General features: G+C 65.7%; 20 protein-coding genes and 1 tRNA gene. 4 read left to right on the forward strand and 17 right to left on the reverse strand.

The features are described from left to right. The 12 genes from nuoH to AC27VL_RS07210 form a co-directional block, all read right to left on the reverse strand. Positions 1 to 1,095, reverse strand: a complete 1,095-nt coding sequence (gene nuoH, locus AC27VL_RS07155; RefSeq protein ID WP_099819057.1) for an NADH-quinone oxidoreductase subunit NuoH — start codon at positions 1,093 to 1,095, stop codon at positions 1 to 3. After that, positions 1,092 to 3,338, reverse strand: a complete 2,247-nt coding sequence (gene nuoG / locus AC27VL_RS07160) for an NADH-quinone oxidoreductase subunit NuoG (RefSeq protein ID WP_488765923.1) — start codon at positions 3,336 to 3,338, stop codon at positions 1,092 to 1,094. Before nuoG ends, nuoH begins: the two co-directional genes overlap by 4 nt. Beyond that, positions 3,335 to 4,675, reverse strand: a complete 1,341-nt coding sequence (nuoF, locus tag AC27VL_RS07165; protein WP_025876206.1) for an NADH-quinone oxidoreductase subunit NuoF — start codon at positions 4,673 to 4,675, stop codon at positions 3,335 to 3,337. Before nuoF ends, nuoG begins: the two co-directional genes overlap by 4 nt. Before the next feature lie 4 nt (positions 4,676 to 4,679). Continuing rightward, positions 4,680 to 5,207 (reverse strand): NADH-quinone oxidoreductase subunit NuoE, encoded by a 528-nt coding sequence (gene nuoE, locus AC27VL_RS07170; RefSeq protein ID WP_025876204.1) that lies wholly within the window; start codon positions 5,205 to 5,207, stop codon positions 4,680 to 4,682. Between the two features lie 97 nt (positions 5,208 to 5,304). Continuing rightward, entirely contained in the window at positions 5,305 to 6,612 is a 1,308-nt protein-coding gene (locus tag AC27VL_RS07175; RefSeq protein WP_089236300.1) for an NADH-quinone oxidoreductase subunit D, read from the reverse strand. Next, positions 6,609 to 7,355: an NADH-quinone oxidoreductase subunit C gene (locus tag AC27VL_RS07180; protein ID WP_089236301.1), complete on the reverse strand. Its 747-nt coding sequence runs from the start codon at positions 7,353 to 7,355 to the stop codon at positions 6,609 to 6,611. The genes AC27VL_RS07175 and AC27VL_RS07180 overlap by 4 nt, the downstream gene beginning before the upstream one ends. Before the next feature lie 33 nt (positions 7,356 to 7,388). Beyond that, positions 7,389 to 7,943 (reverse strand): NuoB/complex I 20 kDa subunit family protein, encoded by a 555-nt coding sequence (locus tag AC27VL_RS07185; RefSeq protein WP_089236302.1) that lies wholly within the window; start codon positions 7,941 to 7,943, stop codon positions 7,389 to 7,391. Beyond that, positions 7,934 to 8,290, reverse strand: coding sequence for an NADH-quinone oxidoreductase subunit A (locus AC27VL_RS07190; protein WP_005414075.1), 357 nt, complete (start codon positions 8,288 to 8,290; stop codon positions 7,934 to 7,936). Before AC27VL_RS07190 ends, AC27VL_RS07185 begins: the two co-directional genes overlap by 10 nt. Positions 8,291 to 8,402: 112 nt before the next feature. Then, positions 8,403 to 8,487, reverse strand: a tRNA-Leu gene (locus AC27VL_RS07195). Between the two features lie 51 nt (positions 8,488 to 8,538). Further along, a complete protein-coding gene (secG, locus tag AC27VL_RS07200) occupies positions 8,539 to 8,976 on the reverse strand; it encodes a preprotein translocase subunit SecG (RefSeq protein WP_089236303.1) in 438 nt (145 codons plus the stop codon). A 50-nt stretch (positions 8,977 to 9,026) separates the two neighbouring features. Continuing rightward, a complete protein-coding gene (tpiA, locus tag AC27VL_RS07205) occupies positions 9,027 to 9,782 on the reverse strand; it encodes a triose-phosphate isomerase (RefSeq protein WP_100553097.1) in 756 nt (251 codons plus the stop codon). Positions 9,783 to 10,471: 689 nt separating this feature from the next. Further along, complete coding sequence (locus AC27VL_RS07210) at positions 10,472 to 11,449, reverse strand: isopenicillin N synthase family dioxygenase (RefSeq protein WP_100461028.1); 978 nt, start codon at positions 11,447 to 11,449, stop codon at positions 10,472 to 10,474. 155 nt (positions 11,450 to 11,604) lie between these two features. Between AC27VL_RS07210 and AC27VL_RS07215 the strand changes: the two genes are divergently transcribed. The 4 genes from AC27VL_RS07215 (at position 11,605) to galE (ending at position 16,581) form a co-directional block, all read left to right on the forward strand. After that, the gene (locus AC27VL_RS07215; protein WP_346558526.1) at positions 11,605 to 13,488 is read left to right on the forward strand and encodes a DUF3413 domain-containing protein; all 1,884 of its coding nucleotides are present in this window, start codon (positions 11,605 to 11,607) and stop codon (positions 13,486 to 13,488) included. Between the two features lie 19 nt (positions 13,489 to 13,507). After that, positions 13,508 to 14,653: a glycosyltransferase family 4 protein gene (locus AC27VL_RS07220; protein WP_191078752.1), complete on the forward strand. Its 1,146-nt coding sequence runs from the start codon at positions 13,508 to 13,510 to the stop codon at positions 14,651 to 14,653. After that, positions 14,646 to 15,503 carry a polysaccharide deacetylase family protein gene (locus AC27VL_RS07225; protein ID WP_100553099.1) on the forward strand — a complete coding sequence of 286 codons (858 nt, stop codon included), beginning with the start codon at positions 14,646 to 14,648 and terminating at the stop codon, positions 15,501 to 15,503. Before AC27VL_RS07220 ends, AC27VL_RS07225 begins: the two co-directional genes overlap by 8 nt. Positions 15,504 to 15,573: 70 nt before the next feature. After that, the gene (galE, locus tag AC27VL_RS07230) at positions 15,574 to 16,581 is read left to right on the forward strand and encodes a UDP-glucose 4-epimerase GalE (protein ID WP_100553100.1); all 1,008 of its coding nucleotides are present in this window, start codon (positions 15,574 to 15,576) and stop codon (positions 16,579 to 16,581) included. 72 nt (positions 16,582 to 16,653) lie between these two features. On the opposite strand, the gene glmM is transcribed toward galE, so the two are convergent. From glmM to trpB, 5 genes are all read right to left on the reverse strand, one after another. Beyond that, positions 16,654 to 18,018, reverse strand: a complete 1,365-nt coding sequence (glmM, locus tag AC27VL_RS07235) for a phosphoglucosamine mutase (protein WP_100553101.1) — start codon at positions 18,016 to 18,018, stop codon at positions 16,654 to 16,656. Further along, positions 18,018 to 18,893 (reverse strand): acetyl-CoA carboxylase, carboxyltransferase subunit beta, encoded by an 876-nt coding sequence (accD, locus tag AC27VL_RS07240; protein WP_089236309.1) that lies wholly within the window; start codon positions 18,891 to 18,893, stop codon positions 18,018 to 18,020. The genes glmM and accD overlap by 1 nt, the downstream gene beginning before the upstream one ends. Positions 18,894 to 19,109: 216 nt before the next feature. Continuing rightward, positions 19,110 to 19,919, reverse strand: coding sequence for a tryptophan synthase subunit alpha (trpA, locus tag AC27VL_RS07245; protein ID WP_191078755.1), 810 nt, complete (start codon positions 19,917 to 19,919; stop codon positions 19,110 to 19,112). 1 nt (position 19,920) lies between these two features. Further along, positions 19,921 to 20,589 (reverse strand): hypothetical protein, encoded by a 669-nt coding sequence (locus AC27VL_RS07250; protein ID WP_100553103.1) that lies wholly within the window; start codon positions 20,587 to 20,589, stop codon positions 19,921 to 19,923. Next, a complete protein-coding gene (trpB, locus tag AC27VL_RS07255) occupies positions 20,586 to 21,803 on the reverse strand; it encodes a tryptophan synthase subunit beta (RefSeq protein ID WP_100553104.1) in 1,218 nt (405 codons plus the stop codon). Before trpB ends, AC27VL_RS07250 begins: the two co-directional genes overlap by 4 nt. Between the last annotated feature and the right edge of the window lie 3 nt (positions 21,804 to 21,806).

Here is a 21,806-nt window from a genome sequence, read left to right on the forward strand (position 1 = left end):
TTAGACGCCCTTTTGAATCACGCCGAAGAACACCATGACGGCGGTAACCGCAATCCACAGAATGGCCAGCGGGATGAAGACCTTCCAGCCCAGGCGCATGATCTGGTCATAGCGGAAGCGCGGGAAGCTGGCACGGAACCAGATGTAGGCACTGGCGAAGAAGAACACCTTGACGAACAGCCACGGTGCACCGCCCTTCCAGATCCAGTCGACCAGCGGCGAGATATCGCCCGGGTTGACCCAGCCCTGGATCGGGCTCAGCCAGCCGCCGAGGAAGAAGATCGAGATCAGGAAGCTGATCAGGATCATGTTCGCGTATTCGGCCAGGAAGAACAGCGCGAACGCACCGCCCGAGTACTCGACCATGTGACCGGCGACGATTTCCGACTCACCTTCCACCACGTCGAACGGCGCGCGGTTGGTTTCGGCAACGCCCGACACCCAGTAGATGACGAACAGCGGGAACAGCGGCAGCAGGAACCAGTCGAAGAAACCGGAGTTGCCGGCCTGCGCCATCACGATGTTGCTCAGATTCAGGCTGCCCGCAGCGATCATCACGCCGACCAGGGCGAAGCCCATGGCGATTTCGTAGCTGATCATCTGCGCCGAGGCGCGCATCGCACCCAGGAACGCATACTTCGAGTTGGATGCCCAACCGGCCAGGATGATGCCGTAGATGCCGAGCGAGGTCATCGCCAACAGATACAGCAGGCCGGCGTTGGCGTTGGACAGCACGATCTGCGAATCGAAGGGCACCACCGACCAGGCCGCGAAGGCCGGAGCCAGGGTGATCAGCGGCGCCAGCAGGAAGATCGCCTTGTTGGCGCTGCTCGGCTGCAGGACTTCCTTGAACAGCAGCTTGAAGACGTCGGCGAAGGCCTGGAAGATGCCCATGCCCACGTACATCGGGCCGTGGCGGACGTGCATCCAGCCGATCAGCTTGCGTTCCCAGACCACGTAGAAGGCCACCGAGACGATCACCGGAACGGTGATCACCAGGATCTTCAGGATGATCCAGATCAGCGCGCCGATGTCACCGAGGCCAAGCAGCCACTGGTGCAGCGGATCAACCGCGTTAATCAGCAATTCGTTCATGCAGCCACCACCGAAACACGAGCGGCACCCAGCGGCGCGGTTGCGCCGTGGCCCGATTCAATCCAGACCGAACCCGCAGCGACGCGGGCGTCGACCACCACCGGCAGGGTGGCCTTGCCGGCATCGGTGCCGACCTTGGCCATCTGCCCTTCCTGCAGCTGCAGGCGGGCGGCATCGTCAGCGTTGAGCACGATGCGCGGGGCGTTGTTGAGCGGATGCGACTGCAGCGCCGGGGCGCGACGGACCACCGCATCGGTGCGGTAGATCGCAGCGGTCGAGGCCACTTCCAGGCCTTCGCCGGTAAGGGCCGGCTGGGCCGAGGCAGCGACGGCAACAGTCACCGGGGCCAGGCTGGCGCGCAGGCCGGCCAGGTCGATGAACTCGAAGCCGGCGACGGCCAGCTCAGCGCCAAGCGCACGCAGCACTCGCCAGCCCTCGCGGGCCTCGCCCGGCAGCTTGCCGCCGGCACGGGCCGACTGCTCGCGACCGTCGAGGTTGGTCAGGGTGGCGTCGATTTCCGGCAGCGCGCCGATCGGCAGGATCACGTCGGCAACGTCGCGGGTCGAGGCGCAGGCGAACTGGCTGAAGGCCACCACCTGTGCGCCGACCAGCGCCTTGCGCGCGGCCGGAGCATCGGCGAAGTCCAGGCCCGGTTCCAGGCCGTAGACCACGTAGGCCTTGCGCGGATCGGCCAGCATCGCGGCGACGTCCTTGCCGGCCGGCAGCACGCCGGCGCGGGTCAGGCCGATCGCGTTGGCGCCCTGCGGGATACGGCACAGCTTGGCACCGGTGGCGGCGGCGAAGTCACGCGCAGCGGCACGGATCGCGGCAGCCTGCGGATGGTTCTCGGCGATGCCACCGACGATCAGCACGGTGTTGGTACCGCCCTGCACCGCCGAACGCAGCTCGGCGTTGGCCAGTGCATCGGCGAACTTCGACGGGGCCACGATCTGCTTGCCGGCAATGCTGAACGCGAAGTCGAAGTCGACCGGGTTGACGACGTGGATCTTCGCGCCGTTGGTCGTCTGCGCCTTGCGGAGGCGGGCGTGCAGCAGCGGCAGTTCGTGGCGGATGTTGCTGCCCAGAACGACGATGCGGTCGGCGCCTTCGATCTCGGCCAGCGGCAGGCCGAACACTTCGGCGGTGGCGGCGTCGGAGAAGTCACGGTTGTTGATGCGGTGGTCGATGTTGCTCGAACCCAGGCCAGTAGCCAGGCGGGCCAGCAGTGCGCCCTCTTCGTTCGAGGTCGACGGGTGCACCAGCACGCCCAGGTTGTCGCCCTGGTTGGCCTTGAGGATCTCGGCGGCCGCGGCCAGGCCTTCGGCCCAGCTCACTTCCTTCCACTCGCCATTGACCTTGCGCAGCGGCTTGACCGCACGGTCTTCGCTGTACAGGCCCTGGTGCGAATAACGGTCACGATCGGACAGCCAGCACTCGTTGACCGACTCGTTGTCGCGCGGCACGGTACGCAGCACTTCGCCGCGACGCACGTGCAGGAACAGGTTCGAGCCCATCGCGTCGTGGTAGCCCAGCGATTCGCGCGCGGTCAGTTCCCACGGACGGGCGCGGAACTGGAACACCTTGTTGGTCAGCGCGCCGACCGGGCACACGTCGACCACATTGCCCGAAAGCTCGGTGGTCAGCGGCTTGCCGTCGTAGGTGCCGATCTGCAGGTTTTCACCGCGGTACATGCCACCCAGTTCGTAGGTACCGGCGACGTCGGCGGTGAAGCGGACGCAGCGGGTGCACTGGATGCAGCGGGTCATCTCGGTGGCGACCAGCGGCCCCATGTCCTCGTCGGCCACCACGCGCTTGCGCTCGTTGAAGCGGCTGACCGAACGGCCATAACCCAGCGACACGTCCTGCAGTTCGCACTCGCCGCCCTGATCGCAGATCGGGCAATCCAGCGGGTGGTTGATCAGCAGGAACTCCATCACCGAGCGCTGGAACTTCAGCGCCTTCTCGCTGCGGGTGGCGACCTTCATGCCGTCCATCACCGGCGTGGCACAGGCCGGCGCCGGCTTCGGCGACTTTTCCACGTCGACCAGGCACATGCGGCAGTTGGCAGCGATCGGCAGCTTCTCGTGGTAGCAGAAGCGCGGAATCGAAATGCCCGCCTTGTCGGCGGCCTGGATGATCATCGAACCCTTGGGCACGACCAGCGACTTGCCATCGATCTCGATGGTGACGTGATCCGGTGGCACGCTGGGGGTCACTCCAGGATTATTGGGTTGCGCGCTCATGCAGCGGCTGCCTCCACCTTCTTGCCGTCAACCATCGAATGACCGTTGACGATGTAGTACTCGAATTCGTCCCAGAACTGGCGCAGGAAGCCCTGGATGGGCCACGCCGCCGCTTCGCCGAACGCACAGATGGTGTGACCTTCGATCTGACCGGCCACGGTCTTCAACTGGTGCAGGTCTTCCATCGTGGCCTTGCCGGCGACGATGCGCTCCAGCACGCGGTGCATCCAGCCGGTACCTTCACGGCACGGGGTGCACTGGCCACAGGATTCCTTGTGGAAGAACTGGCTGATGCGGCAAGCGAACTTGACGCAGCAGACGCTGTCATCCAGCACCACGACCGCACCGGAACCCAGGCCGGAGCCCAGCGCACGGATGGTGTCGTAGTCCATCGGCAGGCCCTTCAGCTCGGCCGCGGTCAGCACCGGCATGGACACGCCGCCCGGGATCGCGCCCTTGAGCTTGCGGCCCGGCTTGAGGCCGCCAGCCATCTCCAGCAGGTCGTCGAAGGTGGTACCGAGCGGCACTTCGAAGTTGCCGCCCTTCTGCACGCAGCCGGACACCGAGAAGCACTTCGGGCCGCCATTGGCGGTCAGGCTCAGGCCCTTGAACCACTCGGGACCATTGCGGATGATCGCCGGCACCGAACCATAGGTTTCGGTGTTGTTGATCGTCGACGGCTTGCCATACAGGCCGAAGTTGGCCGGGAACGGCGGCTTGTAGCGCGGCTGGCCCTTCTTGCCTTCCAGCGATTCCATCAGTGCGGTTTCTTCACCGCAGATGTAGGCGCCGGCACCGAGGGCGCCGTAGATGTCGATATCCACGCCCGAGCCCAGCACGTTCTTGCCCAGCCAGCCGTTTGCATAGGCATCGGCCAGGGCCTGCTCGAAGTGCTCGAACGGCTCGTGGTGGAACTCACCGCGCAGGTAGTTGTAGCCCACGGTGGAACCGGTGGCGTAGCAGGCGATCGCCATGCCTTCCACCACCGAATGCGGGTTGTAACGCAGGATGTCGCGATCCTTGCAGGTGCCCGGCTCGGATTCATCCGAGTTGCAGAGGATGTACTTCTGCACGTTGCCCTTGGGCATGAAGGACCACTTCAGGCCGGTCGGGAAACCAGCGCCGCCACGGCCGCGCAGGCCCGAGGCCTTGACCATCTCGATGACCTGCTCCGGCGGGATCTTCTCTTCGAGGATCTTGCGCAGGGCGGCGTAGCCACCGGTCTTCAGATAGCTTTCGTACGACCACGGGGTGTCGTAATGCAGGGTGGTGTAGACCACCTGGTGCGGCAGCGGCGCGGGGCCGACCGGACCCTTGGATTCGTGGTGATGTGCCATGCCCTTACTCCAGCCCGTCCAGAAGCTCGTCGACCTTTTCCAGGGTCAGACGCTCATGGTAGTGACCATTGATGACCATCATCGGTGCACCCGCGCAGCCGGCCAGGCACTCTTCCTCACGCTTGAGGTAGACGCGGCCGTCAGCGGTCGACTGACCGTTCTTGATGCCCAGCTTCTTCTCGCAATGGCGCACGATGTCTTCGGCGCCATTGAGCCAGCAGCTGATGTTCGTGCAGATGGCCACGTTGTTGCGACCCACCTTCTCGGTCTCGAACATCGAGTAGAAGCTGGCAACCTCGTAGGCCCACACCGGCGGCAGGTCCAGGTACTTGGCCACGCCGGCGATCAGCTCGTCGGTCAGCCAGCCCTGGTTCTGCTCTTGGGCAGCATGCAGACCCTGCAGCACGGCAGAGCGCTTGCGGTCCGGCGGGAACTTGGACAGCCAGTGATCGATGTGAGCGCGGGTTTTGTCGCTCAACACCACCATCGGGTCGACGTCGCGCGCCGCCTCGAAATTACCTGTCGCCTTCATCGGCCGACCTCAGCGAAATGCATAACGTGAAATTGCAGAAACTGCGGCGCCGGCTTGCGCCGGCTGCCTGCAGCGGGCGTTGGCGTGGCGGACGGCATTACCGGTCAACCTCGCCGAACACCAGATCGTAGGTACCGATCATCGCCACCACGTCGGCCAGCATGTGGCCGCGCACGATCGAATCGATCGAGGACAGGTGGGCGAAGCCCGGCGCACGGAGGTGTACGCGGAACGGCTTGTTGGCGCCGTCGGAAACCAGGTAGCAGCCGAACTCGCCCTTGGGCGCTTCAACCGCGGCGTAGGTCTCGCCGGCCGGCACGCAATAGCCTTCACTGAACAGCTTGAAGTGGTGGATCAGCGCTTCCATGTCGTCCTTCATGTCCTCGCGCTTGGGCGGAGCGACCTTGAAGTTCTTGACCATGACCGGGCCTGGGTTGGCCTTCAGCCACGCCACGCACTGCTTGATGATGCGGTTGGACTCGCGCATTTCGGCCACGCGGCACAGGTAGCGATCGTAGCAATCGCCTTCCTTGCCCAGCGGGATGTCGAAATCGACAGCATCGTACTTCGCGTACGGACGCTTCTTGCGCAGATCCCAGGCGATGCCCGAACCACGCAGCATCACACCGGTCATGCCCCACTGGTGGGCCAGTTCCGGCGTGACCACGCCGATGCCAACGGTACGCTGCTTCCAGATACGGTTGTCGGTCAGCAGGGTCTCGTATTCGTCGACACGGCCCGGGAATTCATTGGTGAAGTTTTCCAGGAAGTCCAGCAGCGAACCTTCGCGCGAGGCGTTGAGGTTCTTCAGGGCCTTGCCCTTGTGCCAGCGCGATTCCTTGTACTTCGGCATATGGTCCGGCAGGTCGCGGTAAACGCCGCCCGGACGGTAGTACGCCGCGTGCATGCGCGCGCCGGAGACCGCTTCGTAGCAGTCCATCAGCTCTTCGCGCTCGCGGAAGGCGTACAGCATCACCGCCATAGCACCCAGGTCGAGTGCGTTGGAGCCCAGCCACATCAGGTGGTTCAGGATGCGGGTGATCTCGTCGAACATCGTGCGGATGTACTGCGCGCGCTCCGGCGCCTCGATGCCCATCAGGGTCTCGATCGAGCGCACGTAGGCGTGCTCGTTGCACATCATCGACACGTAATCCAGGCGATCCATGTAGCCGATCGACTGGTTGAACGGCTTGGACTCGGCCAGCTTCTCGGTGCCCCGGTGCAGCAGACCCACGTGCGGGTCGGCACGCATGATGGTCTCGCCGTCCATCTCCAGGATCAGGCGCAGCACACCGTGCGCGGCCGGATGCTGCGGGCCGAAGTTCATGGTGTAGTTGCGGATTTCCTGCCGGCTTTCGGCAGCATTGCTGGCGAATGCTTCGCCGGCCTGGTGTACGTGACTCACTTCACTGCCTCCTGCGAGCGCTCGCCGGCAGCGGTCTGCAGGCGGGCGTCGTCGCGGATCACGCGCGGCACGCCGACACGCGGCTCCACCGAGGTGACCGGTTCGTAGATGACACGCTTCTTTTCTTCGTCGTAGCGGACTTCGACGTTGCCGATCAGCGGGAAGTCCTTGCGGAACGGATGACCGACGAAACCGTAGTCGGTCAGGATCCGGCGCAGGTCCGGGTGACCTTCGAAGATCACGCCATACAGGTCGAACGCTTCGCGCTCGAACCAGTTCAGGCCCGGCCAGATGCCGGTCAGCGAGGACACCACCGGCAGCGCTTCGTCAGGCGCGAAGCAGCGCAGGTGCATCATCAGGTTGTGCTGGTACGAACGCAGCTGTGCGACCACGGCAAAGCGCTGGGTCGGCATGTGCTGCGGGCGGGCACCGTCGGCGCTCTCTTCGCTGGGGAACTCGCCCCAGGCGAAGCGGCCCTGGGCCTTGCCTTCGACACCGCGGCTGAAGCCCTGCGAGGACACGTCGGCGGTGTCCCACTCATCGGAGCCGTAACCGAGGTAATCGACGCCGCAGAGGTCCACGGCCTGCTCGAAACCAAACTCGTCACGCAGCGCGAGGGCGGTGGCGTGCCACTCAGCGGCAGGCACTTCCAGCGTCACTTCGCCGCGGGGTTCGACCACGATGACCTTCGCACCTGCGAAACGTGCGGAGAGTCGGTCGATGAAGGATGCTTGCTCTGCCATGGGGGCTTGGCGCGCTCTTGTCAGGTGAAGGGGTCAGCGGGCGATGGTCTGTGTACGCCAGATCTTCTTCTGCAGCTGCAGGATCCCGTACACCAGCGCCTCGGCGGTCGGCGGGCAGCCCGGGACATAGATGTCCACCGGCACCACGCGATCACAGCCGCGCACCACAGAATAGGAGTAGTGGTAGTAACCACCGCCGTTGGCGCAGCTGCCCATGGAGATCACCCACTTGGGGTCGGGCATCTGGTCATAGACCTTGCGCAGCGCCGGGGCCATCTTGTTGACCAGGGTGCCGGCGACGATCATCACGTCGGACTGACGCGGCGACGGGCGGAACACCACACCGTAGCGGTCAAGGTCCAGGCGCGCCGCACCTGCGTGCATCATTTCGACCGCACAGCAGGCCAGACCGAAGGTCATGGGCCACATCGAACCGGTACGTGCCCAATTCAGCAGGGCATCGACGCTGGTGGTGACAAAGCCCTTTTCCAGCAGCGGGTTGTCGCCTTCCGGCCGCAGGATGTCATCAACCCGCCCTTCCGGGACAGGATTGGTCATCAGGCCATCGAGAGTCTGAATCACTCCCATTCCAGCGCTCCCTTCTTCCAGACATAAATGAAACCGAGGAACAGCATGCCGACGAACAGGCCCATGGTGACGAGCGAACGCGCGCCAAGCTCCATGAAGACCTGCGTCCACGGCACGATGAAGATGATTTCCAGGTCGAAGACGATGAACTGGATCGCGATCAGGTAGTAGCGCACGTCGAACTTCATGCGTGCGTCTTCGAAGGCTTCGAAGCCGCACTCGTACGGCGACAGCTTTTCCAGATCGGGGCGGCGGGGACCGAGGAATCGACCAACCAGCATCAGCGTAATGCCGATACCGGTGGCAACGATCAGAAACAGCAGAGACGGCAAATATTCGGCCAGCACAGCGATTCTCTCTTGCCTCTGCCGCTGCGCCTGCAGGCGCTTTGGCATGGGGGAGTGGACGGGAATCTGCCTGGCGCCTTGCGCGCCAGACGAACCCGCTTTACTTACTAAATGGTGCCCAAGAGGGGACTCGAACCCCTACGACCTAAGTCGCTACCACCTCAAGGTAGTGCGTCTACCAATTCCGCCACCTGGGCAAACGATCACATCAGACTATCTTCCCGATGCGCCGCGTATTGTAACCGGCTTCAGTCTTTCTGGGAGCCTTCCGAAGGCTTTTCTTCACCAGAAACCGAAGATTCCGCCTGAGCCGGCACAGTTGCGGCCGGAACCGGGGCGGCCGGGACCGCATCAGCCTTCGGAACGGCCGGCAATTCGCCCGCCGGAGCGGCCGGAGCGCTGGCCGCCGGGGCAGACATCAGACCCAGATCCTGTTCGGCGGCCGGGCGGTTGCCATGGCCGGCGTACCAGGCCATGAAGAGGCTGATGCCGAAGAACACCACGGCCAGCCACTTGGTCGACTTGGACAGGAAGTTGGACGCGCCACGCGCACCGAACACGGTCCCCGAGGCGCCAGCGCCAAAGCCCGAACCTGCCGCCGCACCCGAGCCACGCTGCATCAGGATCAGCGCGACCATGGCTACGGCAACCAGCACGTAGACGACATTGAGGATCAACATCAGCATTGGAAATCCGCCCTCGGACTAGAGTGCCGGCGGCTAGCCGGCAACCGTAACTAATTGTTTGCCGCCGCCTCTGCGATGGCCAGGAAGTCGGCGGCCACCAGGGAGGCACCACCAACCAGCCCACCATCGACATCCGGCTGCGCGAACAGTTCCCCGGCATTGTCGGGCTTCACGCTACCGCCGTAAACAATGGGCAGTGAATCAGCAATTCTAGCATCGATGCGCGCGACTTCGCCACGAATGAACGCGTGCACCTGCTGCGCCTGCTCCTTGGTCGCGGTACGGCCGGTTCCGATCGCCCAGACCGGCTCGTAGGCGACCACGGCATTGGCGAAGCCTTCCGCCCCGACAAGCTCCAGCACCGGGGCCAGCTGGCTGGCGATGACCGACTCGGTCTGCCCGGCCTCGCGCTGCTCAAGGGTTTCACCGACGCACAGCACCGGCACCAGGCCGGCGTGCAGGGCGGCAGCGAACTTGCGGGCCACCAGCTCACTGCTCTCGTTGTGGTACTGGCGGCGCTCAGAGTGGCCGACCAGGCCATAGCGGGCACCCACCTCGTGCAGCATGGCCGCGCATACCTCACCGGTGTAGGCGCCCTTTTCGTTGCTGCTGACGTCCTGTGCACCAAAGGCCAGGCCGGTGTCGCCAAAGTCTTCGACCAGCTCACCCAGGTAGGGCATCGGCGGCAGGATCACCACCTCCACCCCGCGCTTCGGCAGCCCGGCAGCGACCTGCCCCAGCAGTTCGGTGGCGAATTGACGGCTGCCGTGCAGCTTCCAGTTTCCAGCGACGATCTTGCGGCGCATGAGCGGGTGGCTCCTGTGTGAACTCAGCCGCCCATGATACCTGCTGCGGCAAAAAACCGTTTCTTTGTAAGCGGTTACATGGATTTTCAGCCAACGGCGCAGCCCCTCGTGGCGGGGTTTGGGCTGGGTTGGTCGCGGAAAGCCCGGTGGGATCTGGGGGTTGGCCGGGCGGGTGGGACTGGCGAGGGACGCCGTGAACCCATCCCTGGGGGCTTGGCCGCGGCATCCATGCCGCGGACACCCTCGCCAGCCCCACCCGCCCGGCCCCTGACACATTCCGGCGGTTCCGCCCGCCACGGAAAGAAAAAAGAAGATCAAGAGCAGAAACCGAGCTCCCTGCCCCGCTTCGAGGCCTGACAGATCTCATCCACGCATGACGTGGATGGATCGTGTCGACCAAGGTCGACACCTACCAACAGCCGCGGGAAATTGTCGGGGGTGGGGCGGCGTGGGCTGGCAGGACCGTTGGCGCCATGGATGGCGCCATCGAGCCCCCAGGGATGGGTTTACGGCGTGTCCTGCCAGCCCACGCCGGCCCGCCCAACCCGCAGAAACCCGAAGCCGCTTTGGCTTTGGCTTTGGCCTCTGCGGGTGCAGGGTGCAACCCTGCCGAACACCCTCCGCTGCGCTCGCCGGGCATGGCCCGGCGCTACCCGTAATGAAAAAGCCGCCTTTCGGCGGCTTCTTCATTACTTCAGCTTGATCTCGCGCAGGCGCTCTTCGAGGAAGCCGTGTGCGGTGATCGGCTCCGGGTACCGGCTCGGGTTCTCCTCGCTGATGCACGAGGGCAGCACGTCGATCAGGAAATCCGGGTTCGGGTGCAGGAAGAACGGCACCGAATAGCGCGGCTGGCGGGCCAGCTCGCCCGGGGGATTGACCACCCGGTGGATGGTCGACGGATACACATGGTTGGTCAGGCGCTGCAGCATGTCGCCGATGTTGACCACGATGGTGTCCGCGTCCGAGGTGAACGGCACCCAGTCCCCATCATGCGACTGCACTTCCAGGCCTGCCGCGCTGGCACCGACCAGCAGCGTGATGAAGTTGATGTCGCCATGTGCACCGGCACGCACGTTCGGGATGTCGTCGGTGGTGATCGGCGGGTAATGGATCGGGCGCAGGATCGAATTGCCGAAATTGGTCTTGTCGGCGAAGAAGTGCTCCGGCAGGCCGATGTGCAGGGCCAGGGCCGACAGCACGCGCGAACCCAAATTGTCCAACGCCTGGTACAGGCCGTAACCACGCTCACGGAAGCCCTCGACCTCGGACGGCCACAGGTTCGGCGCCATCACGTCCCGGTACTTGGAGTCGTCGGCGATCTCGCGACCGATGTGCCAGAACTCCTTCAGGTCGAAGTGCTTGGAGCCCTTGGCGGTCTCCACACCGAACGGGGTATAGCCACGGGCGCCGCCGCTGCCCGCCACGTGGTACTTGCGCTTGGTCTCATCCGGCAGTGCGAAGAAGGCCTTGAAGACGTCGTAGGCCGCATCGATGTCGGCCTGCGGGATGCCGTGGTTGCGGATGCCGGCAAACCCCCATTGGCGATATGCCGCCCCCAGCTCGGCCACGAAGGCGTCGCGGTCACTGTCGAAACGGGTGATGTCGAGGGTGGGGATCTGGCTCACAGCGGTTCCTGGCTTGTCGTTGAGTCGGTACGGGCCCGCCATGTCATGGCGACCGATCTGAACATTGTGACAGATAGATCGGGGCACGCCACCGACACACTGAAACAAACCGATACAATGCGCCACCCGCGCGCGGTTTAACGACTTCGTCACGCCGGGAAACGCCACCCGTTACCCCATCCCAACCCGCCTTCTCCATGGACGCCGCCCTGCCCGACGCCACCGCCGCCGCTCTTCCCGGCCCCGCCCGACGCTGGCGCAGGCTGGCCTGGTGGTCCCTGTTCATCGCGGCCAACGCGGTGCTGGCCGCGCTCATCGCGCTGGGCAACGTTCCGCTGCGCGACAACCCCGGCGGGACACTCGGCCTTGCCTATCTGGCGATTGCCCTGCCCGGCCATCTGCTCGCGTTCGGCGCACTGGCCGGCCTGCTGCCGCTGGCCATCGGCCTGTGGCCGCGCAGTGCGCGCGCGCTCAGCGTGTCGGCGGTGATCTGCCAGGGTCTGTGGCTGTGCCTGCTGCTGGTGGATGCCAAGGTGTTCGCGCTGTATCGCTTCCACCTCAACGCGATGGTCGCCAACATGGTGTTCGGCGGCGCACTGCAGGATCAGGTGAGTCTGTCCTGGAAGACCTGGCTGCAAGCGGCTGCCATGGTATCGGCGATCTTCGCCGCGCAGGGCCTGCTGGCCTGGGCCTGCTGGAAGCTGCTGCCCGCAGCGCCGCGGCGGCGGCGGGTACTGCAGGCCTGGGCGGTGATTGCCCTGCTGATGGGCGGCGGCCAGGTCGCCACTGCCTACTACGACGCGCTTGGCGAACGCGCAGTGATCAGCCAGTGGAATTACCTGCCATGGGCGCAACCGATCACCGCCAAGAGCGCGATGCGCCGCTTCGGCGTGGTCAGCCAGCACCAGGTCGGCCTGCCCGATCCGCGCCATGCCCAGCTCAACTATCCATTGCAGCCGCTGCGCTGCCAGAGCCACCAGCGGCCGAACATCCTGATGGTGGTGCTGGAGTCGTTGCGCCATGACGTGCTCACCCCGCAGTTCATGCCCAACGCATCGGCACTGGCCCGCTCCTCGCGGGTGTACGAACATCATTTCAGCACCGGCAACGCCACCCGCTATGGCCTGTTCGGCCTGCTGTATGGCCTGCCGGGCGGCTACTGGCCCAGCATGCTCGACGAACAGCGTGGCTCGCAGCTGTTCAAGGTGCTGGGACAGCAGGGCTATGACCTGCATCTGTATGGCAGCGCGCCGCTGTACAGCCCGGAGTTCGATCGCACTGCGTTCGCCGATGTCCGCGACCAGCTGCACCAGGGACCGTCCGAACTGACGTCCGACGGCCGCGATGCCGCCATCGTCGCTGGACTGCAGAAGGACATCCGCGCCAGCCAGGCTGCACAGCGCCCATGGTTCGGTTTCGTGTTCCTCGATTCCACCCACGCGCCTTACCACATGCCGGCCGGCTATCCGCCGCTCGCCACGCCGATGGCCGATGCCATCGATTTTCTCAAGTTCGGCCCCGAGCACGATCCAACGCCGGAATTGAACCGTTATCACACCGCGGTGCATTACGCCGACAGCCTGATTGGATCACTGCTGGATGATCTGCGCGCACAGGGACTGGACCAGGACACGATCGTGCTGGTGACCGGTGACCACGCCGAGGAATTCAACGACCTCAAGCTCAACTACTGGGGCCACAACGGCAACTTCTCCAACTACCAGTTGCAGGTGCCCTTCGTGCTGCATTGGCCCGGCCAGGGTGGCGGCCGCGACGCGCGGGTCAGTTCGCATGAAGACTGGGTGCCGACGCTGATGCGCCACGGCCTGGGCTGCGAGAACGCATTGACCGACTACAGCACCGGCCATGACCTGCTGGCTGCACCGACCGGCAAGCGCGCGCTGGTGGTGGAAAGCTGGTCGCAGCGCGCGGTGCGCAATGGCGAGGCGATCTACGTGTTCGACAAATTCGGCAATGCCACCGCGCTCGATGCGCGCTACCGCCCCCTGCCGCAACAGACCCCCGACGCCGCCAGCCTCCGCGCGGCATGGGAAGCGCTGACGCGCTTCCGCAACCGCTGAATCCAAGGACCGATCCACCATGAACCGTCCGCTGCGCATCCTGCATACCGAAGCCGCCAAAGGCATGGGTGGGCAGGAGATCTACATTTTCCGCCACATGCAGGTGATGCGCGCGCGCGGTCATGACGTCGCCCTGCTGTGCCAGCCGGACGCGCGCCTGGCCACCCGCGCGCGCGATGATGGCTTCACCGTGCATACGCTGCGCATGGGCGGCATGGGCCGGCTGCTGCGCGGCATCTGGTCGGTGTCACGGCTGGTGCGCCGCGAGCGCTACGACGTGGTCAACACCACCAGCCGTCGCGATGCATTGATTGCCGCCGCGGGTGCACGCCTCGGCGGCACACCGCTGGTGGTGCGCTCGCGCCACCTGATGAGCCCGGTGAATTCGCTGCTGACCTACACCGGCCTGCCGCACCGGGTCATCACGGTAAGCAACTTCGTCAAGCAACTGCTGGCGGACCGCGGAATTCCCGCCGACCACATCGGCATCGTGCCGCCGATGGCGGTTTCTCCAACCGGCATTGACGCCGCGCAGGAGCCGTCCTGGCAGGCGCTGCAGGAGACGCGTTCACGCGTGCGCGCCGAGCTCGGATTCGACGAACAGGACATCGTGGTGGGCTGCGTGGCCGTGCTGCGCGAACCCAAGGGCCACGCCGAACTGCTGCAGGCCATGGTGCCGCTGTGCAAGGCCAACCCCCGCCTGCATCTGGTGGTGGTCGGCGATGGCCAGGCCGTGATGCAGCGCCTGCAGGCCACCTGCGCCGAACACGAGCTGCAGCGCCAGGTCCATCTGCTGGGCTTCCGCAGCGATGCCAGCCAGCTGATGCCGGGCTTCGACATCTTCGCGCTGGCCACACACAAGGAAGCATCGGGCACGGTCTTCCTGGAAGCGGCACAGGCGGGCCTGCCGATCGTGTCGCACCGGGTCGGCGGCGTGCCCGAAATGCTGGTGGAAGGCAGCAATGCCATCCTCACTCGACTGGGTGACGGCGCCGCCCTGACCGGCGCGCTGCGGCTGCTGGTGGACGATCCCGAGCGTCGCCGGCAGATGGGACGTTCCGGCTGGGACTGGATCCGCAGCGCAAAGCGTTTCAGCCCCGAAGGCCACGCTGAAGCCACCGAACACTACTACCACCAATGGATGAAGGAGCTGGGTCATGGCTAATGCCAGAACCGTACCGGTGCTGATGCATCATCACGTCAGCAACTCGCCCGGCATGATCACGGTGTCGCCGGAAAATTTCGAAAGCCAGATCGCCTGGCTGGCGCGCACCGGCTGGACTTCGTTGACGCTGGACCAGTACGCCGGCTTCCTGGCCGGCAAGCCGGTGCCGCGCAAGTCGATCGTGATCACCTTCGATGATGGCTACCTGGACAACTGGGTCTACGCCCACCCGATCCTGCAGAAGTACGGCATGCACGCGGTGGTGTTCGTGGTGACCGGCTGGATGCACGAGGGCCCGATGCGCCCGCATGCCGGCATCACCGGTGCCACGCTGCCGGAAACGCCCGAGCATCGCGCCTGCGAAGACCTGATCTACAAGCAGGGCCGCAGCGACGAAGTGATGATGCGTTGGAGCGAAGCACGTGCGGCCATCGAGGCCGGCACCTTCGAGATCCATTGCCATACCCACACCCACACGCGCTGGCTGCGCCGCCAGGACCTGGACCGCGCCCAGCGCCGTGCCGGTATCAGTGGCGACCTGTCGAAGGCCAGGGAAGTGCTGCTGGAGAAGCTGGGCGAGGTATCGGACACGCTGTGCTGGCCGTACGGTGATTTCGACCAGGACTACATCGAAGTGGCGCGTGAGCAGGGGTTCCGCTACCTGCATACCACCCATCCGTTCGGACGCAACGTGATCGGCGGCGATCCCGAGCGCATCTACCGCTTCGCCATCCGCAACCGGCCGGCAAGCTGGCTGCGCAAGCGCATCGCGTGGAGCTACAACCCGCTGATCGCACCGCTGTTCAATGGCTTCAAGGCGCGGCAGAAGAAGATGGTGCCGGGACCGTGACGGCGCTGCCAGCACTGGGTTGACACGGCTTCGGCAAGGAAGCTCCAACAGAGTGGAAGGACTACAGGAAATGAACGTTCTGGTTACCGGCGGTGCGGGATTCATCGGCTCCCATACGTGCGTGGAACTGCAGCAGCAGGGCCATACGGTGGTCATCGTCGACTCGCTCTGCAACAGCGACGCCGGGGTGATCGATCGGATCGGCAGCATCACCGGCACCACACCGTTGTTCGTACAGGCCGACGTGCGCGACCGTGCGCGGATCACCGCGGTGCTGCGCGAGCATTCGATCGATGCGGTGCTGCATTTTGCTGCGCTGAAGTCGGTTGGCGAATCGCGGCAGATGCCGCTGGACTACTTCGACAACAACATCAGCGGCACCCTTGCCCTGCTCGGCGCCATGCGCGATGCCGGCGTGGGCACGTTCGTGTTCAGCTCGTCTGCAACCGTGTACGGCGACCAGGACCATTGCCCGGTGGCCGAGACGGCCTCGACCTGCGCCATGACACCCTATGGCCGTTCAAAGCTGGTGGTGGAGCAGCTGCTGTCCGACCTGGTCAGTGCCGATGCAACGCTGCATGCGGCAACGCTGCGCTACTTCAACCCGGTGGGTGCGCATTCAAGCGCTCTGATCGGCGAGCTGCCGCACGGAACCCCCAGCAACCTGATGCCCTACATCGCCCAGGTCGCTGCCGGCCTGCTGCCCGAAGTGCAGGTATTCGGCGATGACTACCCGACCTGCGACGGGACCGGCGTACGCGACTACATCCATGTGGAAGACGTGGCGCGGGCCCACGTGCTGGCGCTGCAGTACCTGCGCGACAAGCGCCGCAGCATCACCCTGAACCTGGGCACCGGGCAGGGCCACAGCGTGCTGGAACTGATCAAGGCCTTCGAGCAGACCATCGGCCGGCCGATTCCGTTCCGGATCACCGGTCGCCGCACCGGCGACATCGCGGTGAGCTTTGCCGACCCGTCCCTTGCCCTGCGCGAGCTGGGCTGGACCGCGCGCCATGGCCTGGCGGACATGTGCCGCGACACCTGGAAATGGCAGACGGCGATGCCGCGCAGCGCCTGATACCTTGCTTGCGCCAGACAGCAACATGGCCGCACAGGCGGCCATGTTGTCGGTTCGATCCAGCGACAGGGCTCAGGTCGCAGCCGCTGTCCTGACCGCCGCCGAAAGCCGATCCAGGGTGTCCTGCATCAACGTCGCGTCATCGGCCTCGACCGTGACCCGCACCACCGGCTCGGTGCCGGAGGGACGCAGGAAGGCACGCCCGCGACCGGATACCGCCTGCTGCGCTTCGGTCAGCGCAGCCTGCACGCTCTCGGCCTGCACGGTGGCCTTGGCCGAGACATCGCCGAGGCGCACGTTGACCGTCTTCTGCGGCACCTTGGACAACGGCTGCAGCGCTTCGCGCAGGTTCTTTCCCTGCTGCTTCAGCGCCACCAGCACCTGCAGGGCACTGACGATGCCGTCACCGGTGGTGGCCCGGTCCAGGCACAGCAGATGGCCGGACGCTTCGCCGCCGAGCACGCCGCCCCCCTCCACCAGCGCCTGATGCACGTAGCGGTCGCCGACGTTGCTGCGCTGGAACGGAATCTGCAGTTCGGCCAAGGCCTTTTCCAGACCGAAGTTGCTCATCAAGGTGCCGACCACCGGCCCGCGCAGACGACCTTCGGCCTGCCACGCGCGCGCCAGGATGTACACCAGGTCATCGCCGTCGACCGGGTTGCCGCGGTCATCGGCCATCAACACCCGGTCACCATCACCGTCGAAGGCGATGCCCAGGTCGGCGCGGGTCTCACGCACCTTGGCAGCGAGGTTGTCGATGTGGGTCGAACCGACGCCGTCGTTGATGTTGACGCCATTGGGTTCGGCACCGATGCCGATGACCTCCGCCCCCAGTTCGCGGAACAGCAGCGGCGCGATCTGGTAGGTGGCGCCATGCGCGCAGTCGAGTACCAGGCGCACGCCGCGAAGATCGAACGAGCGCGGCACGCTGGACTTGCAGAACTCGATGTAACGGCCGACGGCCTCGCGTGCACGCGAGGCCTTGCCGAGCTTCTCCGAAACGGCCGTGGTGAACGGCACGTCCAGTGCAGCTTCCAGCGCCAGCTCGGTGGCATCGTCGAGCTTCTCGCCCTGGGCGGAGAAGAACTTGATGCCGTTGTCGTAGTGCGGATTGTGCGACGCGCTGATGACGATGCCCGCATCCACGCCGAGGGTGCGGGTGAGGAAGGCAACGGCCGGGGTCGGCATCGGACCGAGCAGCTGCACGTCAGCACCCGCAGCGACCAGCCCGGCTTCCAGCGCGGCTTCGAACATGTAGCCGGAGATCCGCGTGTCCTTGCCGATCACCACGATCGGACGGCGCCCATCCTGGCCACGCTGGGCGACCAGCACGCGGCCCAGGGCGTTGCCCAGGCGCAGCACGAAATCAGCCGAGATCGCGCCTTGGCCGACCCGACCACGGATGCCGTCGGTACCGAAGTACTTGCGGCTCCCCATCAAACCTCCTCCGGTGCCGGCTCGCGGCGCAGCATCGCCAGCAGGTCGGCCAGGCGGTCGCGCAGTTCACGGCGGTCGCAGATCTGGTCAATGGCACCGTGTTCGAGCAGGAACTCCGAACGCTGGAACCCTTCCGGCAGCTTCTCGCGCACGGTCTGCTCGATCACGCGCGGGCCGGCGAAGCCGATCAGTGCACGCGGTTCAGCGATGTTGATGTCGCCCAGCATCGCGAACGACGCCGATACACCACCGGTGGTCGGGTGGGTCAGCACCGAAATGTACGGCTGTCCGGCTTCACGCAGTTTGCCCAGCGCGGCCGAAGTCTTGGCCATCTGCATCAGCGAGAACAGGCCTTCCTGCATGCGCGCGCCACCGCTGGCGGAGAAGCACACGTACGGTGCGCCGATCTCGGCGGCGGTCTCGGCGGCGAGGGCGAAACGCTCGCCGACCACCGAACCCATCGAGCCGCCCATGAAGGCGAAATCGAAGGACGAGGCCACCAGGGGACGGCCCTTGAGCAGGCCGCGCATGGCAATCAGCGCGTCGTACTCACCGGTGTTCTTCTGCGCGATCTTGATGCGCTCGCCGTACTTCTTCTGGTCCTTGAACTTCAGCAGGTCGGTCGGCCCCAGGCGGGCAGCGATCTCGGTGGTGCTGTCGGCGTCGAACAGCGCGGCCAGGCGCGCACGCGCACGGATGGCCATATGGTGGCCGCACTTCGGGCAGACCTCCAGATTCTCTTCCAGCTCCGGACGGTACAACGCACTGCCGCAGTTGCTGCACTTTTCCCACAGGCCCTCGGGGACGCTGCGCTTCTTGCTGGGGGTGTTGTCGGTGCGGATGCCAGACGGCATCAACTTGCTGAGCCAACTCATGCGGGAGGACACTTCCGTTCAGGGCGGCCCGGGGGCCGCAAAGGCGGACAGTCTAGCTCCGCTTTCCCTGCCCGTGCACCCCCTGCCCGGCCTTGGGCCCGGCGGAAAAAACCATGCTGGGACGTACGTTTAGGTGGTGGGGAGTGCCGGCCGCTGGCCGGCAGCACTTGCACGCGGGCGGGTACGGAGGGTGCCGGCCAGCGGCCGGCACTACCGTTACGCGTCGAGCGCCTGCCGCAGCGGGGCCAGGAACGCAGCGGCGCGCTGCGCTGCATCCTCGGCAGTAGCCGCTTCGGCCAGCACCGCCACCAGCGCGCTGCCGACCACCACGCCATCGGCCTGGCGGGCCATGGCCGCCGCACTGGCTGCGTCCTTGATGCCGAACCCAGCCACCACCGGCACGCTGGCCTTGGCCCGCAGCGCCTGCAGACGTGCACTGGCCGCGTCGCTGTCCAGTCGTTCGGAGGCGCCGGTGACACCGGCAAAGCTGACGTAGTAGAGATAGCCGCGGGCCAGCGCCAGCAGCTTGTCGGCGCGCGCCTCGCTGGTGGTCGGCGATGCGAGCAGAACCAACGCCAGACCCGCAGCGTCGAAGGCCTGCTGGGCTTCGCCGGCTTCTTCCGGTGGCAGGTCGACCAGCAGCACGCCATCCACGCCAGCGGCCACCGCCGCGTTGGCGAACGCCACGTAACCGTGGATCTCCACCGGGTTGAGATAGCCCATCAGCACTACTGGCGTCTGCACATCCTGTTCGCGGAACTGCGCCACTGCCTCCAACACATAGCGGCTACCTGCGCCGCGGCCTAGCGCGCGCTCGGAGCTGCGCTGGATGGTCGGGCCATCGGCCATCGGATCGGAGAACGGCACGCCCAGTTCGATCACATCGGCACCGGCCCCGACCAGCGCGTGCATGACCGGCACCGTGGCTTCCAGGGACGGATCACCGGCGGTGATGAAGGGGATCAGGGCCTTGCGCTGCTGCTGGCGCAGGCGCAGGAAACAGGCATCGAGTCGGGATACGGACATTTCAGGCACACCCTTCAATCAGTTCAATCGCTTCACTGGTTCCCCAGTACATCTGGGTAACCTTCCCTTCAAACAGTTCCAGGCGGATGCCCAGGTCGGAACCCGGGTCCTGCCAGGTGAGGTATTCCCCCTGGTCGTCCAGATAGGCATGCGGCTCGGAAACCGGCGCGCCGGGGAACTGCGCCAGCGCCTGTGCGCGGGTCATGCCGATGCGCAGGCCGTACGGGCCAGGCTGGGCGACTGGTGTTTCGGCATCCTCATCCTGATCCAGGTCGAAGCGGACGATGCGTCCATCGTCGACCATCATCGAAACGCCCGGCGGCAGCCCTTTGCCGGTGAAGTACTCGCAGGTCTCGATCGCGCCCTGCGACTCCCACGAGCCGAGGTGCTTGACGTCGCTCATGTGCTGGCCAACCAGCACGTCGCCGGCGTGGTCCAGCGCCACCGAGGCCACTGCCGGTGCGTCACCGTTGCTCGTGCCTTCCGCGGACGGCGGATCGACGATGGGCGTGCGCGCCATCGGGTCAAGATCATCGTTGGCGGCCGGCTGCTGCACAGGCTGCGTAGTGGCTTTGGCAGCCGGCGCAAGCACCGGTGGTTCCGGTGGCTGACACGCGGCCAAACCGAACGCCAGCAGCAGTGCGCTGCTCCTGCGAAGCAGCGCGCTCACAGCACCAGGCCTTCGCGCGCAGCGATGGTATGCACGTCCTTGTCGCCGCGGCCGGAGAGGTTGCACAGCACGATCTGGTCGCGCGGACGCCCGCGCGCAAGCTTCATCGCCTGTGCCAGCGCGTGGCTGGACTCCAGCGCCGGCAGGATGCCTTCGGTGTGGGCCAGCAGGTGGAAGGCCTGCAACGCCTCTTCGTCGGTGATGCCGAGGTAACGCGCGCGGCCGCTGTCGGCCAGGAACGCGTGCTCAGGGCCGACGCCCGGGTAGTCCAGGCCGGCCGATACCGAATGGGTCTCGATGATCTGGCCGTCGTCGTCGCACAGCACATAGGTGCGGTTGCCGTGCAGCACGCCCGGACGGCCGGCGGCGATGGAGGCTGCGTGGCGTCCGGTGTGGATGCCATCGCCGGCGGCTTCAGCGCCGACAATCTCGACCTCGCGGTCGTTGAGGAAGGCATGGAACAAGCCGATCGCATTGCTGCCGCCGCCGACGCAGGCGGTGATCGCATCGGGCAGGCGACCGTACTCGGCCAGCATCTGCTCGCGCGCCTCACGGCCGACGATGGCGTTGAAGTCGCGCACCATGCGCGGGTACGGGTCCGGACCGGCAACCGTACCGATGATGTAGAAGGTGTCCTGCACGTTGGTGACCCAGTCGCGCATTGCCTCGTTGAGGGCGTCCTTCAGGGTGGCCGAACCGGAGGTCACCGGCACCACCGTCGCACCGAGCAGCTTCATGCGGTAGACGTTGATCTTCTGCCGCTCGATGTCGGTGGCGCCCATGTACACCACGCACTCCAGGCCCAGCCGCGCGGCGACGGTGGCACTGGCCACGCCATGCTGGCCGGCGCCGGTCTCGGCGATGATGCGCTTCTTGCCCATCCGTGCAGCCAGCAGCGCCTGGCCGATGGTGTTGTTGATCTTGTGCGCGCCGGTGTGGTTCAGGTCCTCACGCTTGAGCAGGATCTGCGCGCCGCCGACGTGGTCGCTGAGGCGTTCAGCATGGTAGATCGGGCTTGGCCGGCCCACGTAATGGGCCAGATCGCGGTCATAGGCCAGCTGGAACGCCGGGTCCTGACGGGCCTGGTCATAGGCCTGGGCCAGTTCCTGCAGCGGGCCGACCAGGGTTTCGGCGACGAAGCTGCCACCGTAACGGCCGAAGTGGCCCTGGGCGTCAGGGAATGCGTGGAAATCGGCAATGGGAGAGGCAGGCATGGA

This window comes from Stenotrophomonas sp. 14P6.2.3 (assembly GCF_057799055.1).

What these genes read in the sequence shown, in the direction of transcription:
- nuoG (WP_488765923.1), bottom strand. Translation starts at nt 3,338, where the DNA reads ATGAGCGCGCAACCCAATAATCCTGGAGTGACCCCCAGCGTGCCACCG.
- galE (WP_100553100.1), top strand. Translation starts at nt 15,574, where the DNA reads ATGAACGTTCTGGTTACCGGCGGTGCGGGATTCATCGGCTCCCATACG.
- tpiA (WP_100553097.1), bottom strand. Translation starts at nt 9,782, where the DNA reads ATGCGCCGCAAGATCGTCGCTGGAAACTGGAAGCTGCACGGCAGCCGT.
- accD (WP_089236309.1), bottom strand. Translation starts at nt 18,893, where the DNA reads ATGAGTTGGCTCAGCAAGTTGATGCCGTCTGGCATCCGCACCGACAAC.
- secG (WP_089236303.1), bottom strand. Translation starts at nt 8,976, where the DNA reads ATGCTGATGTTGATCCTCAATGTCGTCTACGTGCTGGTTGCCGTAGCC.
- AC27VL_RS07225 (WP_100553099.1), top strand. Translation starts at nt 14,646, where the DNA reads ATGGCTAATGCCAGAACCGTACCGGTGCTGATGCATCATCACGTCAGC.
- AC27VL_RS07185 (WP_089236302.1), bottom strand. Translation starts at nt 7,943, where the DNA reads ATGGGAGTGATTCAGACTCTCGATGGCCTGATGACCAATCCTGTCCCG.
- nuoE (WP_025876204.1), bottom strand. Translation starts at nt 5,207, where the DNA reads ATGAAGGCGACAGGTAATTTCGAGGCGGCGCGCGACGTCGACCCGATG.
- trpA (WP_191078755.1), bottom strand. Translation starts at nt 19,919, where the DNA reads ATGTCCGTATCCCGACTCGATGCCTGTTTCCTGCGCCTGCGCCAGCAG.
- AC27VL_RS07210 (WP_100461028.1), bottom strand. Translation starts at nt 11,449, where the DNA reads ATGGCGGGCCCGTACCGACTCAACGACAAGCCAGGAACCGCTGTGAGC.
- AC27VL_RS07220 (WP_191078752.1), top strand. Translation starts at nt 13,508, where the DNA reads ATGAACCGTCCGCTGCGCATCCTGCATACCGAAGCCGCCAAAGGCATG.
- trpB (WP_100553104.1), bottom strand. Translation starts at nt 21,803, where the DNA reads ATGCCTGCCTCTCCCATTGCCGATTTCCACGCATTCCCTGACGCCCAG.
- nuoH (WP_099819057.1), bottom strand. Translation starts at nt 1,095, where the DNA reads ATGAACGAATTGCTGATTAACGCGGTTGATCCGCTGCACCAGTGGCTG.
- AC27VL_RS07180 (WP_089236301.1), bottom strand. Translation starts at nt 7,355, where the DNA reads ATGGCAGAGCAAGCATCCTTCATCGACCGACTCTCCGCACGTTTCGCA.
- nuoF (WP_025876206.1), bottom strand. Translation starts at nt 4,675, where the DNA reads ATGGCACATCACCACGAATCCAAGGGTCCGGTCGGCCCCGCGCCGCTG.
- glmM (WP_100553101.1), bottom strand. Translation starts at nt 18,018, where the DNA reads ATGGGGAGCCGCAAGTACTTCGGTACCGACGGCATCCGTGGTCGGGTC.
- AC27VL_RS07215 (WP_346558526.1), top strand. Translation starts at nt 11,605, where the DNA reads ATGGACGCCGCCCTGCCCGACGCCACCGCCGCCGCTCTTCCCGGCCCC.